Here is a 13807-nt window from a genome sequence, read left to right on the forward strand (position 1 = left end):
CTGTTATGGAAGAGATCATCAATAAATCGGTTCTGCTCGACTATTTTTCGGGTCGGGTGACTCCGTTACAGAAGAAATCGGTGGAGCGATGGCTGACTGAACCGGGCAGCCGCGAACGGTATTATGCGTGGCTGCACGAATGGGAACTGAGCCGCCTGCAAACGAATGCCAACTGGCAGGATGCGTTCCAGAAGACGGCCTGGCGCATGAATGATACGGCACCCGCTGTGGAACAGCCCGCAGAAGGGTTGGTTAAGCATGGCTGGCAATTGGGGCGCGTGTGGCTGGCCGCGGCTTCGGTGCTGTTGCTGCTGGGCTTGGGCGGCTGGTTATTTCGTGATGTGCTGCTCTACCAAACCGTTCAAACCGGTTTTGGCCAGACCCGTACCCTAACCCTGCCCGATGGGTCTGCCGTAATGCTCAACGCCAATTCGTCGCTGCGCTTTCCGCGCTGGTTCGGCGGTCCGATTGGATTTGGCCGTTGGGAAATAGCCGATGGTGGGTCGAACGCCCGCACCGTGGAGTTGAGCGGTGAAGCTGATTTCTCAGTACGCCATCTGCCCAATCATCAGCGTTTTGTGGTGCTCACGGCTAAAGGGCTGCATGTAACCGTGCTGGGTACGCAGTTCACCGTGCTGAGTCGCGAACGGGCCACCCGCGTGGTGCTGCGTTCGGGTCGGGTGCAGCTAACGACGCAACGGCCCGGCCAGCCACCGCTGCTGATGCGCCCCGGCGATCTGGCAACATTAAACCCACGCGGGCAACTGAACCTGACCCGAACAGCCCACCCCGAAGCCCTGGCTTCCTGGAAACACCAGCGTTTCACCTTCGAGCAAACCTCGCTGCGCGAGATTGCCGACCTGCTGCATGATAACTACGGCCTGACTGTCATCATTGAACAGGCTTCCTTAGCCGATCGCACAATTTCAGGTTCATTTCCAGCCCGAAACGCCAACGAGGTGTTGCAGGTAGTGGCTCAATTGCTGCAAATCAACTATACCCGCGAGAACGACCGCGTCACGTTTACCGATTGACTCTTACTCATAACCAATAACCTCTCACATGATGAACCCAATACGTATACGTGTCTTACTGGCTGGTCTGCTCTTAGTGGGGATGCGGCCCGGACTGGCTCAGTTCCTGGCAACGGCCAAAGCATTACCCCACACAACCTATCAGGCCGCATCGGCGCCAATGGTTCAGCTACGCGACGTACTGGGTCGGTTGAAAGAGCGCTACCAGGTCGATATTTTGTTTGAGGATCGGTTGGTGACCGATCATCTGGTGAACCCTAACGCTGTTGACCCAGGCGCTACGCTGGAGAAAAACCTGACGAACGTACTGAAACCACAGGGGCTTCGCTACACGAAAGTTAAAACCGGTGTGTATGTTGTCCTGGCCGCCAATAAGTTCCGAAAACTGACGTCGGCGGAGGGCGTAGATGCGCTGCCCGTATCGGCAGTAGCCGTTACAGAACCGCTGGAAATGAATCCACTAACTCAGTTGCCGCCCAAAGAACTACAAACCATAGTCGATCAGACCATTAGCGGACGCGTGACCGACGGGGCCAACGGAAACGGCTTGCCGGGCGTGAGTGTGGTGGTGAAAGGCACGAGCCGGGGCACTACCACCGATAGCGACGGCAATTACCGCGTTACGGCGCCCGACCAACCTGCCGGGGCTGCCATTACGCTCGTGTTCTCTTTCATTGGATACAGCACGCAGGAGGTCATTGCCGGGAATCGAAGTACGGTGAACGTAACGCTCACGGGCGACGATAAAACGCTGAGTGAGGTTGTTGTGGTTGGGTATGGTACACAAAACCGGCGTGAATTAACCGGCTCGATTGCTTCGCTGCAAACGCAGAGTATCAAAGATCAACCCGTTGCGAACGTTGTTGAAGGATTGACAGGACGGTTGCCGGGCGTGCTGATTCAGCAAAACACGGGTGCGCCGGGCAACGCGCCCTCCATTAAAGTGCGCGGCTTAGGCTCCATCAGCGCGGGCAATGGGCCGCTGGTAGTCATTGACGGGCAGCCGATTAACTCGGGTGGACTGACCAACGCGGGGGGGCTGAACCAGTTGAACCCCAACGACATCGAGAAAATTGACGTGTTGAAAGATGCCTCCGCGACGGCTATTTTCGGCTCCCGCGGGGCCAATGGCGTTGTGATGGTGACCACGAAGCGCGGCAAATCGGGGCAGAGTCGTATCAATTTCGATTATTACACTGGTGTTCAGCAGGTAAGCAAGAAAATGGACCTGCTCAATTCGCAGCAGTTTGCCGAATATTCCAAAGAAGCAGGCAATACGGCTTACCTCGAACGAGTGCCGGGTGCCCTCATTACCGACCCAAACAGCAAACGGGCCGCCGGGCAGCGGTATCGGTACCCTCGGGGCGAGTTTCCGGGTATTGATTTTGACAACCCGGCCAGTTTGGCTTACTATGACTATCAGGACCTGATTTTTCAGAACGCGCCCATCAGCAGCTACCAGGTGTCGGCAGCGGGTGGCAGTGAGAAAATTCAGTTTTTTGTATCGGGTAATTACCTGAAACAGAACGGCATTATTAAACAGTCGGGGCTTGATCGATATACGGTCCGGTCGAACGTCGATGCTCAACTGTCGTCTAAGCTGAAAGTCGGCATGAGCTTCAGCCCGTCCTATTCGCTCGAAAACCGGGTTAACTCCGACGGGCACTGGGCGAACAATGGGATCATTAACGCAGCTATATCGGCGATGCCTTTTCTCCCCATTTATCAGGCCGATGGGGTGACGTATAACTCACAGGCGGCCATTGCGGCACCTTACGATTTTCCCGGCATTACCAACCCCGTTGCCAATATTACGGAAATCGACAACCGTGTCAACACGCTCCGGCTGCTGGGGAATGCCTACGCCGAACTGGCCCTCTACAAGTCGATTCGCTACCGGGGAACCATTGGTGGCGACCTGGCGTATGTCCGGCAGAATCAGTTTCAGACCTCGGCTATTCCGCTCAATCAGTTGCTGCCTCCCAACGCCAATGCGGGGTCGGCGTTTGCCTCGCAGAACATCAACTGGGTAACGAACCATACCCTCAACTACAGCCTCGACATTGGCACCACGCATCACCTCGAAGCGTTGGTCGGGCTGGAATCCCAGCGGAATGATTATGATGAAAACCGGGTGAGCGCCAACCTGTTTCCCAACGACCAGATTCGCACCATCAGCGCCGGAACGGTCGTTACCAGTGTAAGCATCGGCGGAAGTGGCTTAACCAGCGGGTCGTTTCGTACCCAATGGGCCTTAGCTTCTTATTTCGGGCGGGTTACCTATTCATTGATGGACCGGTACCTGTTCAATGCGTCGATCCGGCGCGATGGCTCGTCGCGGTTTGGGCTGAACAAGCGGTACGGCACGTTCCCGTCGGCATCGGTAGGCTGGCGCGTCACGGAGGAGCCATTTATGAAGTCGGTTCCGGCCATTTCCGAACTGAAACTACGGGCCAGTTACGGCTTATCAGGCAACAACGCCTTTCAGAACAGCGACGGTACGCAAAACAACTACCCCAGCATTGGCTTACTCAACAAGGACAATTATGTGTTCAGTAATGGCTTAGTGAATGGGCTGGCGACCAACACGATTGGCAACGACGACCTGACCTGGGAACGAAGCCGCCAGACGGATCTTGGGCTTGACGTGGGACTGCTGCAAAACCGGTTTTTCCTGACGATTGATTACTACAACCGCATTACGACCGATTTGCTGCTATCGGTGCAGGTGCCCACACTGACGGGCTTTTCCTCCGCCGTCCGCAATATTGGGCAGGTGGAGAATAAAGGCATGGAGTTCGGGCTGACTACCCGAAATGTCACGGGGGCGTTTACCTGGACAACCGATCTCAATCTGTCCTTCAACCGCAACAACGTGCTGGCCCTGGGTCCCACCGGCGATGCCATTCGGAGCGGGTCGGGCGTGGGCGAAACCAACATCACCGTCATTGGGCAGCCGCTGGGTAGTTTCTTCGGCTATAAACAGTTGGGTGTTTTTCGCGATCAGACCGACCTGGACAGCTACCCGCACTTTGCCGACAGCCGGCCTGGTGATGTGAAATTTGACGACGTGAACGGTGATAAAAAAATCGACGCCAACGACCGCACCCTCATTGGCAATAACCAGCCCGATTTTATGTATGGCATGACCAACTCATTCTCGTTCAAAGGATTTGACCTGAGCGTGGTAGTGCAGGGCGTACAGGGCGGGCAGATTCTGAATCTGTCGCGCCGATTTTTTGAGAATCTGGAAGGCAATGCCAACCAGATCAGTACGGTACTTGGCCGCTGGCATTCGCCACAGGACCCCGGCGATGGCATCACCCCCCGCGCCAACAGCCGCAGTACGGGCAACAACAATCAGGTATCGACGCGCTGGGTCGAAAGCGCCAGTTATTTCCGCATTCGGAACATCACCATCGGCTACAACGTCCCCCGAACGATTTTGCAAAAGCTGAAAATACAGTCACTCCGCGTGTATGCCGGGATGCAGAACGCGCTTACTGTCTCAAATTATTTAGGCTATAATCCAGAGGTAAGTGGCTATGAAGGACCGCTCACGGGCGGTGTCGATTACGGTTCCTACCCGCTCGCCCGAACCACCACCGTTGGCTTAAATTTTGGCTTTTAACCCACGCACATCTTATGAAAGCTATCTATCTCTTCGCCGGTGTGCTGATGCTCAGCCTGACCGCCTGCCAGGAAAAATTTCTGGAATTAGCCCCTGTTTCGCAGGCCAATACGGCTTCGTTCTATAAAAACCAGTCCGACATGCTGACGGCGGTCAATGCAGCCTACGGTGCCCTGCAGTTCAATGGACAGTATGGCCAGAACTATGTTTTTGCCGAACTCCCCTCCGACGATACCCGGCCGGTGCTGTCGGGATCGGTGACCGATCAGGACGAGTTCGATAAATTCTATTTACGCACGACTAACCCCTACCTGCTGACTCGCTGGAGCGATGGGTATCGGGGTATCTACCGCACCAACAGTGTGCTGGATCGGCTGCCGGGTGTTCCGATGGATGAAACCCTGAAAAAACGAATTGCCGGTGAAGCCAAATTTTTACGGGCGCTGATGTATTTCAACTTAGTGCGGTCGTTTGGGGCTGTGCCGCTGGTGTTGACCGAAATCACCGACCCCCTGCAGGGGTATGAATACGGTCGTGCGCCGGTTGCCGATGTGTATGCCCAGATTACCAAAGACCTGATCGAGGCCGATGCTGCCCTGCCCGAACGGTACACGGGTGCCGATGTAGGCCGCGCTACGCGGGGAGCTGCTAAGGCCTTGCTGGGTAAAGTGTTACTGACTCAGAAAAAATATGCGGAGGCTGTAGCTAAGCTGAAAGAAGTCGTTGATGCCAATACCTACGACCTGCTGCCTGCTTATGCTGATCTGTTTAAACCCGCCAATAAAAACAGCAAAGAGTCGGTTTTTGAGGTGCAGTACAAGAAGGGGTCCATTCAGGAAGGGAGTAACTTTGCGAACACCTACGCGCCCGAAAATTCAGGCAATGCCGTCATTCAGTTTGGCGGGGGCGGCAACAATCAGCCAACGTCCGACCTGGAGAGTGCCTTTGACGCGGGCGATGTTCGGAAAGGAGTTTCCTTTGCCAGCAGCTATACCAATGCCCAGGGCGCCAAAATCGATTATTACTACATTCGCAAATACCTCGATCCGCCAACGGTTAACGGTGACTCTGAGGATAACTGGTATGTACTTCGCTATGCCGATGTGCTGTTGTTGTATGCCGAGGCCCTGAACGAAACAAGTAAAACCGCCGAGGCACTGCCGTACCTCAACCGGGTTCGGAAGCGGGCCGGGCTGGCCGATAAGGCCATTACGGCGCAGCCCGACATGCGGTTAGCCATTGAGCAGGAACGACGGGTTGAACTGGCTTTTGAGGGCCACCGCTGGTTCGACCTGGTTCGCACGGGGCGGGCGTTGCCGGTGTTGCAGGCCAAAGCCGCAGCCATTGGCATTAAAACCGCATTGACGGAGAATAACCTGCTTTTTCCGGTTCCGCAGAGCCAGATTGACATCAATTCGGATAAGATTAAACAGAATCCGGGCTATTGAGTCTGGTAACCAGTTCGCACACGAGTTAGCCATCATACGAGAATCCCTGTTGGGTTTCCGGCCGCTCCACGGTTGGTTCCAACAGGGATTCGGTATGTTCAAATGACTGCGTAACGGTTTTGCGAATGCTTTTGCAGATGGTGTCGAGGGGTAAGTCGTTTTCGTCGGTACCAAACGGATTTTCAATCTCTTCGGCAATGATTTCAAGGCTCGCCAGCACGTAAAAAACAAACATCACCAGCGGAATAATCAGGAAATGTAGGTTGGAAACGTAGCCCAGCGGCAGGGTAAGGCAATAGATAAAAATAAATTTTTTGATAAATGAACTGTACGAAAACGGAATTGGGGTGTTTTTGATCCGCTCGCAGGCGCCACAGGTTTCCATGAGCGACTGAATTTCGGTGTTGAGCAGCAGTAAATGTTCGGGCAGCAGAATACCCTGGCGCTGCAACTCGTGCATTTTGCCAAAAATAGCCACCGCAATCTGCTGCGGTAGGTGTTCGTTCAGCCGGAGGTTTGCCAGACTAAACGATTCACTGTCCACAAATTCCTGTTCGGGTGAACGTAGCCGCAGGTGATTTTTCAGCACGTAGGCAAAATTAGGGATCATCGACTGGAAAAACTGCCGCGCTTCGGTTTGGGTGGGTTCCAGCAACTGGTCTAATTTGAGGGCCATATTTCGGCTGTTATTCACCAAACCGCCCCACAATTTCCGGCCCTCCCACCAACGGTCGTAGGCCGTGTTGGTGCGAAAAACCAGCAGCATCGAAATCACAAAACTCAGCAATGTGTGCATCAGTGAGAAATTCTTCAGATGCGGGTTGTCGCTCAGGCCCAGCCGTTCGATAACGTAAACCACAATGAACGAGTAAATACCAATCCCTACTATGGCAGGCAGTAACTTGCGTACCGTGTCGGCCCGGTTAAAGGTGATAATGAACCGGAACCATTCTTTCGGATTATAATTGACCATAGATTCGCCGAACTTGCATAATTAATAAGGATGCGGCAACGTTCACTTCACGAAAACTAAACGGAATGACGGCTACTCCCAGGTTATTGATTATTATTTTTTTCGGGCTGTTTCCTGCGTCGTTATGGGCGCAGCCACTCCAGAATATTGACCGAATATACGACCCGAAAATTGAAATTGTGCTGTTATACCCTTTAGTCAGTGCCAATGCATCCGATCCCGCGCTGACCCTAAACCCGCCCGTCGTTTCGCTTGATGAGCAGGTGTCGCTCCAACTCGAATTCGATGACCTGACGGCCAACTACCGCTCCTTCCGCGCCCGGCTCGTTCACTGCAATGCCGACTGGCAACGCTCCATTCTGAACGACATTGAGTTCACCTACGAATACAACGACAACCCCATTACGGACTACCAGATTTCGATAAACACCAAAATACCCTATTATCATTACCGATTCACGCTCCCGCGCGTGAAACTGCCGGGTAATTATCTGCTGGTCGTCTATGACGAACGAAACCGGAATAACATCCTGTTTACGCGCCGATTTATGACCTACCAGAACCGGCTTAACGTGGCAGCGGCTGTCCGCTTTTCGTCGGACCCCTCCCGCCAGTTTACCGACCAGCAAATCGACCTGAGTATCAGCTACAAAGGCTACCAGGTGATTTCGCCCCAGGACGATTTTAAGGTGGTTATCAGGCAGAACTACCGCGACGACCGCGTGCTTCGGGGCTTACGGCCCACGAATGTACAGGCCTTCGACCAGGTGCTCGACTACCGGCTCATCGACCTGAGCAATACCCTGCCGGGCGGCAATGAATTCCGGTTTTTCGATACGCGAACGGTACTGTCGCGCGGAAACTACATCGACCGCATCGACCGCCCCGCCGACCGCAACGTGGCCTACGTGCAGGTGGACCAACCCCGCAGCCGGGGGGCCTACATTCAGAGCGACGATTTCAACGGGCAGTTTGTGATCGACCAGCGCGAAACCGGCAACGGCGCTACCAATGCCGATTACGTCGAAACCGTTTTTACGCTCAAAACACCCGAAGTGGCGGGAGTAGAGGTGTATGTAAATGGGGCCTTCAACTTCTGGCAGTTGAACGACCGCAACCGCATGACGTTCGACCCGATTCTGGGCGCGTTCCGGGCCTCCATCCTGCTGAAACAGGGTATTTATAATTACGATTACACGGTGCTGACAACCGGCTCACAACCCCGCGCAGATGAAAACTACATTGAAGGCAGTTCCTCCTCCACCGAAAATGATTATGAAGTGTTGGTATACCATCGCCCGCCCGCATCCCGCGCTGATCAATTGGTAGCGTATCGGAAAGTGGGGGTCAATAAGCGAAAGTGAGTTATTAGGTATTGAGTTATTGATGAAACGGCCTGGTAATGACTTAATAATCAACAACCTGATAGCCAATAATCCTGAACCATGAACCGGCGAAATTTTATCGAACACCTATCCGTCGGTAGCGGTGCTGCTTTAACGGCTCCACTACTGGCTTTTTCTACATCTGCCAACGCACAACCTGAGCATCTGTTTGTCGGAACTAGCTCTTCCGAACGGGCTGCCAATGTCGTGATTGCCGGTGGTGGACTGGGCGGTTGTGCAGCTGCCTTCGCTGCGCTGCGGAACAACTTGCAGGTTATTCTGACTGAGGAAACCGACTGGATTGGCGGGCAATTGAGCCAGCAGGGTGTTCCGCCCGATGAGCACCCCTGGATTGAAACGCACGGGGCCACCCGATTGTACCGCGAGCTTAGGAACAACATCAGGCAGTATTACATTCAGCATTATCCCCTGACGGATGCCGCCAAAGCCCGTCCAAATCTGAATCCGGGCGATGGAACGGTATCCAAACTATGCCACGAGCCGCGCGTGGCCGTAGCTGTTTTGCAGCAGATGCTGGCTCCCTATATCAGTTCGGGACAATTGACCCTGCTGCTCGACCACAAAATTACCGGGGCAGATGTGACTGGCGATACCGTTCGCGCGCTGAAAGCGGTCAGTCAGCGAAGCGGGCATGAGGTGGTGCTGTCGGCACCGTATTTCGTTGATGCAACGGAACTCGGCGACCTGCTGCCCCTGACCAAAACCGACTATGTATCGGGTGCCGAATCGCGCCGGGAAACCCGCGAACTGCACGCACCTGATAAAGCTGATCCAGCTAATTGTCAGTCGTTTACGATGTGCTTCGCGATGGATTACGTACCTGGGACCAATCAGGTCATCGACAAGCCGAAAGACTATGCTTTCTGGCAAACGTATACGCCCAAACTCACACCAGCCTGGTCGGGAAAACTCTTGAGTCTGGCGTATTCAAACCCGAAAACGCTGGAAATGAAACAGTTGGGCTTCCATCCGGAGGGCATCAGCACCGGCGATAAACTGAACCTGTGGAACTACCGCCGGATCATCAACAAGGCTAATTTCAGGCCGGGCACGTATGCGGGCGATGTTTCGATGGTGAACTGGCCACAAAACGATTACCTGCTGGGCAGTCTGATCGATGTGTCGGACAACGAATTCAAAAAACACGTTGACCAGTCGAAGCAATTGAGTTTGTCGTTTTTCTACTGGCTGCAAACCGAAGCCCCCCGCCCGGATGGGGGCGTCGGCTGGTCGGGCCTGCGCCTGCGCGGTGACATCATGGGTACGGAGGATGGCCTGGCCAAGTACCCGTATATCCGTGAGTCGCGACGCATAAAAGCCCTGTTTACTGTTCTTGAAGAGCATGTCGGGGCTGATAACCGCGCCCTGATTACGGGCAAAAAATCCGATAACACAGCCGCTGATTTCCCCGACAGTGTGGGCATTGGCTATTACCACATTGATTTGCATCCCAGCACGGCGGGCAACAACTACATCGACTTTAGCTCGCTGCCGTTCCAGATTCCCTTGGGCGCTCTGCTACCGCAGCGAATGGAAAATGTATTGCCCGCCAATAAGAACATCGGCACGACTCACATCACCAACGGTTGCTACCGACTGCATCCGGTGGAGTGGAGCATTGGCGAAGCCGTTGGAATGCTGGTGGCGTTTGCGCTTGATAAAAAAGTGATTCCACGGGCGATTCGCGAAAAACAAGGTCTATTAGCCGACTTTCAGCAACGGATTCGTTCGCAGGGAATTGAAACCCACTGGCCGAAAGCATGAGCAGATAGGGTAACAGCGGTCTACCCGGCAAAAAAATGTATAATGTATTTTGTCTGGTTCATAGACCATATTTCCAGGATATGGCCTGCTCCGGCCACCCGCTTAGGCTGTGGCCAACCACACGGGCGGTCCCGCAACGGCCGTGCTTAGGGGGTGTGTACAAACGCCCGCCGATCCAGAAAGGCTTTGGTTTTCTCGGCCCCAACCACATCGTAAAAAGCACTGCTGAGCCGCTCCCGGCGTTCAGCAGGTTGTAAGTGAATCTGGTAGTTTGTCCTGGCAAACAACTTTGTCGTGCCAAAGACTGAAACGCCGGCCTACTACCCTTTAAGCAACACTATTGGTTTGTGGTTTGTCGTTGGCTGGCGCGGGAGTAACTGACGCGCCAGCCAACGACAAACCACAAACAGTAAACCATTATTGCGTTTCTTCCAGCGGAGTGAAGTCCTTAAACGTTCGTTTAATGGCTTTATCGGTGGCTTCCTTTTTGCTTTGCCAGTTCGCGTCTAACTCCAGCGCGACCAAACCACTCAGGCTCATTGAGTTACGGAAATCATCCAGTTTCTTAACAAATTCGTTATTTCGGCGGGTCGATTTGAGCGCAAACTCACGGGCAAACACATCGCCTTTGTTCTGTAGTTCAGTTTTCTTGCCCATCACATAGTTGTAACGGTCGAGCAAATCCTTCATTGATTTTCCGATAACCTCTGTTGCTTCGAGGGTTCCCATCGTCAGAACGGCCGTGCCGCCAATCGCCGAAATCAGCCGTTGGTTACTTTGGGCGGCTGGACTTGAACTGGCATTTATGATGGCTGGCGTTACACCTGTAATAGCACCCAACGACGCATTTGCAACGGAACGATTACGTTTACCTCCTTTGGCTCTTTTGTAATCCCGTTTAAGCTGTTCTTCTTTTTCAGCCAGTTGTTCCACTAAGCCCCAGGCCTGCACCAGCACCTGTCGATACTGCGTATAATAGTAACGGTCTTTCTCGGACTCATTAATGGTATTTAAAATGGTGAACGTAATTCGTCGTTCTTCCCGATTCTGAGATTTATCCAGCACATAAAAGGTAATCTGAACATTCAGTGAATCATACGGGTCTTTAACGAAATCATAGCCCGGCTGCCAGATAAATTCATACTGATTATTTGTATTTTTAATGAGCGTTGTTTTCGGAATTTGCTGATTATCAGACAAAAACCCAAACGCTTCGACGTCGTCTTCCCCATTCAAATCGGTCAGGTAAAATTTGAGATTGACCGTGGCGTTTTCGCGCAGTTTGTAATGCGTTTCTTTAGGGATGATAGCAATGTCGGGTGGCAGGTCCATTTGGGTAACCTCCACTTTCAGACGGCCTTTGGTGCGTGTTTTTGTGGGCTGATCTTCCACCCAGAACTCAATGTACTGAGGGGCCTGCTTTAACTTATTGAACTGATTCTGAGAGAGCGTCCAGGTAAGTTCACCCTGCGATGAGAGTTTACTGCCTTCGGGCATCTGATCGGCAATGGGAATGAACACAATGGGATCGCCATCGGTATCACGCACCATCTGAGAATCCATTTTGTAAGTATTCTGCGTGCGGTAACTAACGTAAAAGGGTCGTAGTTCACCGATGATTGGTGGCCGGTTAACGTGGAGCACCTTCACATCAATGGTGTGGATGGTGGCTTGACCGTGTTGATTTCTGCCCTCAAAACTTACCGGATAGGTTTTGATGGTTTGAATCCGGTCGGCCAGATCGAAGCCTGGCGTCCAGCTAAAGTGGCCCAGCGAATCGAGTTGCATTCCTTCCTGTTTGTCACTTCCAAACGCAAATACCACTGAATCGGCTGGCGAACTGAGAGCCTTTATGTCAAATCGAATGGTGTTACCTTCTGAAACAACATTCCAGTTAGGCTGGTTGGGAAATACGAGTTGGGGCACTTTGGAATCCTGCGCGTGGGTACTTATAACCGACAGTAGTAAAAGTCCCCACACTATTATACCGGCAGTTCGGTTCATAGCGGCATTGGAAGGTGGTCTGTTGTAAAAAACGTAAAAATAAGCCGAAGATTTTGTCTGCGTCTATTTATGCGCCAGTTATATTATTTTTCTTAGCTATCTGTCCACTATCACCCATAAAAATTATATTTTTCCAAGAAATAGTAATGAATAAATTTTGAGGGAGTACGAAAAAAGCCGCCCCCTACTGAGCAGGATGCGGCTTTTGTTTAGGCAAAAATTGACTAATGCTTAGTTTTTCTTAGGAGCTACCCCTGCGCCGGTCGTAGACGTTGGCCTGGTAGCCGTTGGAGTACTGCCACCTGCTGCTGCGGCTTTAGTAGCCGCGGCCGCTTTGGCTGGATCGATGCCTAATTTCTTCAGCACTAACTCGGTGATGTTATTTTCTTCGGGAGCAACCAGAAGAATAGGAATTGTGTTGGCACCGGCGTCTAAATTAAACACGTACTGGAAGCCGCTCTCTTTGGCAACAACATCAATCGCTTTCTGAATCTTCTGCACAACGGGGTTCACTAACTGCTGGTATTTGGTTTGCAGCGACTGTTCGGCGGTACGGCCAAACTCCTGAATGCGGCCCTGAAGACCCTGTAACTCCGTTTCGCGATCTTTACGAATTACGTCGGACATTTGAGCCGCACCTTTTTCGTAGGCTTCGTATTTGTCCTGAAGCTCTTTCTGCATCCGTTTCAGTTCGTTTTCCGACTGCGTCCGCTGAATAGTCAACTGGTTTTGAATATCTTTTGCTTCGGGCGTTTGGGCCAGTACATAATCGATATTCGTATAGCCTAACTTTAACGGCCCGGCTGCGGCTGTCGTAGTCGGCGTTGTTGTTGGGGCTTGTGCCTGAGCGCTTAAACCACCCAATAGCAGGGTTGCTGCAAACGCCATGACGAGGTTTTTCTTCATTTCGAATTGATTGTTTGTATTACTTAGGATTTGTGGTTGTTTTGTTTGTTGGAGTTGTATTGGTAGCCGTTGGTTTAATGTCTAAGCCCAGCTCTTCCATCACATAGTCCGAATAGTCGTGCCGGGGATTGGTGTAGAGGATCACAAAATCAGAGGCTTTGTCGAAAATAAAATCCAGTTTTTTCTGCAAACATACTTTTTCGACGGCCCGATTCACTAACTCCAGGGGACTTTTTATGAGTTCTTTTTTCTTCTCGAAAAGCAGTCCCTGATACCCGAACACTTTGTTGTTATATTCTCTGGCTTCGCGCTCCTTATCGCCGATTACCCGTTGCCGGTCACGCTTCATGTCCTCCGTCAGCAGAATTTCTTCGGCCTGGTAGGCTTTCTGCAATTTTTCAATCTCTACGTACTTATCCTGAATCTCCTTCGACCATTTGTCGGCAAATTTGTCGATTTCGGTCAACGCTTTTTGGTATTCGGGCATCTTCCCCAGAATAAACTCTGTGTCTACATAACCAAACTTCTGGGCCGAGACAGGAGGAGTTAGCCAAACCGAGCACAAAAGTACAAAAAATAGGGCTTTTTTCATTGGTGGCCAGTCAATTTTTATAGGAAGTGATTGATTGTCAGGAAACCTA

10 protein-coding genes are annotated in these 13807 nt (G+C 52.3%); 5 read left to right on the forward strand and 5 right to left on the reverse strand.

Annotation, left to right across the window (positions count from 1 at the left end; genetic code table 11):
• Window positions 1-5: 5 nt before the first annotated feature.
• From ACYVI1_RS06190 to ACYVI1_RS06200, 3 genes are read left to right on the forward strand one after another with little or no spacing between them, the layout of a single operon-like run.
• Complete coding sequence (locus tag ACYVI1_RS06190; RefSeq protein ID WP_460907863.1) at window positions 6-1034, forward strand: FecR family protein; 1029 nt, start codon at window positions 6-8, stop codon at window positions 1032-1034.
• A 28-nt stretch (window positions 1035-1062) separates the two neighbouring features.
• Window positions 1063-4665 (forward strand): SusC/RagA family TonB-linked outer membrane protein, encoded by a 3603-nt coding sequence (locus ACYVI1_RS06195; protein ID WP_460907865.1) that lies wholly within the window; start codon window positions 1063-1065, stop codon window positions 4663-4665.
• A gap of 14 nt (window positions 4666-4679) precedes the next feature.
• Window positions 4680-6113 (forward strand): RagB/SusD family nutrient uptake outer membrane protein, encoded by a 1434-nt coding sequence (locus ACYVI1_RS06200; protein ID WP_460907867.1) that lies wholly within the window; start codon window positions 4680-4682, stop codon window positions 6111-6113.
• A gap of 25 nt (window positions 6114-6138) precedes the next feature.
• Here ACYVI1_RS06200 and ACYVI1_RS06205 read toward each other — a convergent pair whose 3' ends face one another.
• On the reverse strand, window positions 6139-7086 hold the full coding sequence (locus ACYVI1_RS06205; RefSeq protein ID WP_460907869.1) for a bestrophin family protein: 948 nt from the start codon (window positions 7084-7086) through the stop codon (window positions 6139-6141).
• A 65-nt stretch (window positions 7087-7151) separates the two neighbouring features.
• Here ACYVI1_RS06205 and ACYVI1_RS06210 point away from each other — a divergent pair, with 65 nt between their 5' ends.
• Window positions 7152-8450: a type IX secretion system plug protein gene (locus ACYVI1_RS06210; protein ID WP_460907871.1), complete on the forward strand. Its 1299-nt coding sequence runs from the start codon at window positions 7152-7154 to the stop codon at window positions 8448-8450.
• An 81-nt stretch (window positions 8451-8531) separates the two neighbouring features.
• Window positions 8532-10256 (forward strand): FAD-dependent oxidoreductase, encoded by a 1725-nt coding sequence (locus tag ACYVI1_RS06215; RefSeq protein ID WP_460907873.1) that lies wholly within the window; start codon window positions 8532-8534, stop codon window positions 10254-10256.
• A 146-nt stretch (window positions 10257-10402) separates the two neighbouring features.
• Here ACYVI1_RS06215 and ACYVI1_RS06220 read toward each other — a convergent pair whose 3' ends face one another.
• From ACYVI1_RS06220 to ACYVI1_RS06235, 4 genes are all read right to left on the reverse strand, one after another.
• On the reverse strand, window positions 10403-10543 hold the full coding sequence (locus tag ACYVI1_RS06220) for a hypothetical protein (RefSeq protein ID WP_460907875.1): 141 nt from the start codon (window positions 10541-10543) through the stop codon (window positions 10403-10405).
• 130 nt (window positions 10544-10673) lie between these two features.
• On the reverse strand, window positions 10674-12260 hold the full coding sequence (locus tag ACYVI1_RS06225) for a hypothetical protein (RefSeq protein WP_460907877.1): 1587 nt from the start codon (window positions 12258-12260) through the stop codon (window positions 10674-10676).
• 231 nt (window positions 12261-12491) lie between these two features.
• Complete coding sequence (locus tag ACYVI1_RS06230; protein ID WP_460907879.1) at window positions 12492-13166, reverse strand: OmpH/Skp family outer membrane protein; 675 nt, start codon at window positions 13164-13166, stop codon at window positions 12492-12494.
• Window positions 13167-13185: 19 nt separating this feature from the next.
• Window positions 13186-13758, reverse strand: a complete 573-nt coding sequence (locus ACYVI1_RS06235) for an OmpH/Skp family outer membrane protein (protein ID WP_460907881.1) — start codon at window positions 13756-13758, stop codon at window positions 13186-13188.
• Between the last annotated feature and the right edge of the window lie 49 nt (window positions 13759-13807).

The sequence above is a fragment of the Spirosoma areae genome (genome assembly GCF_054781775.1).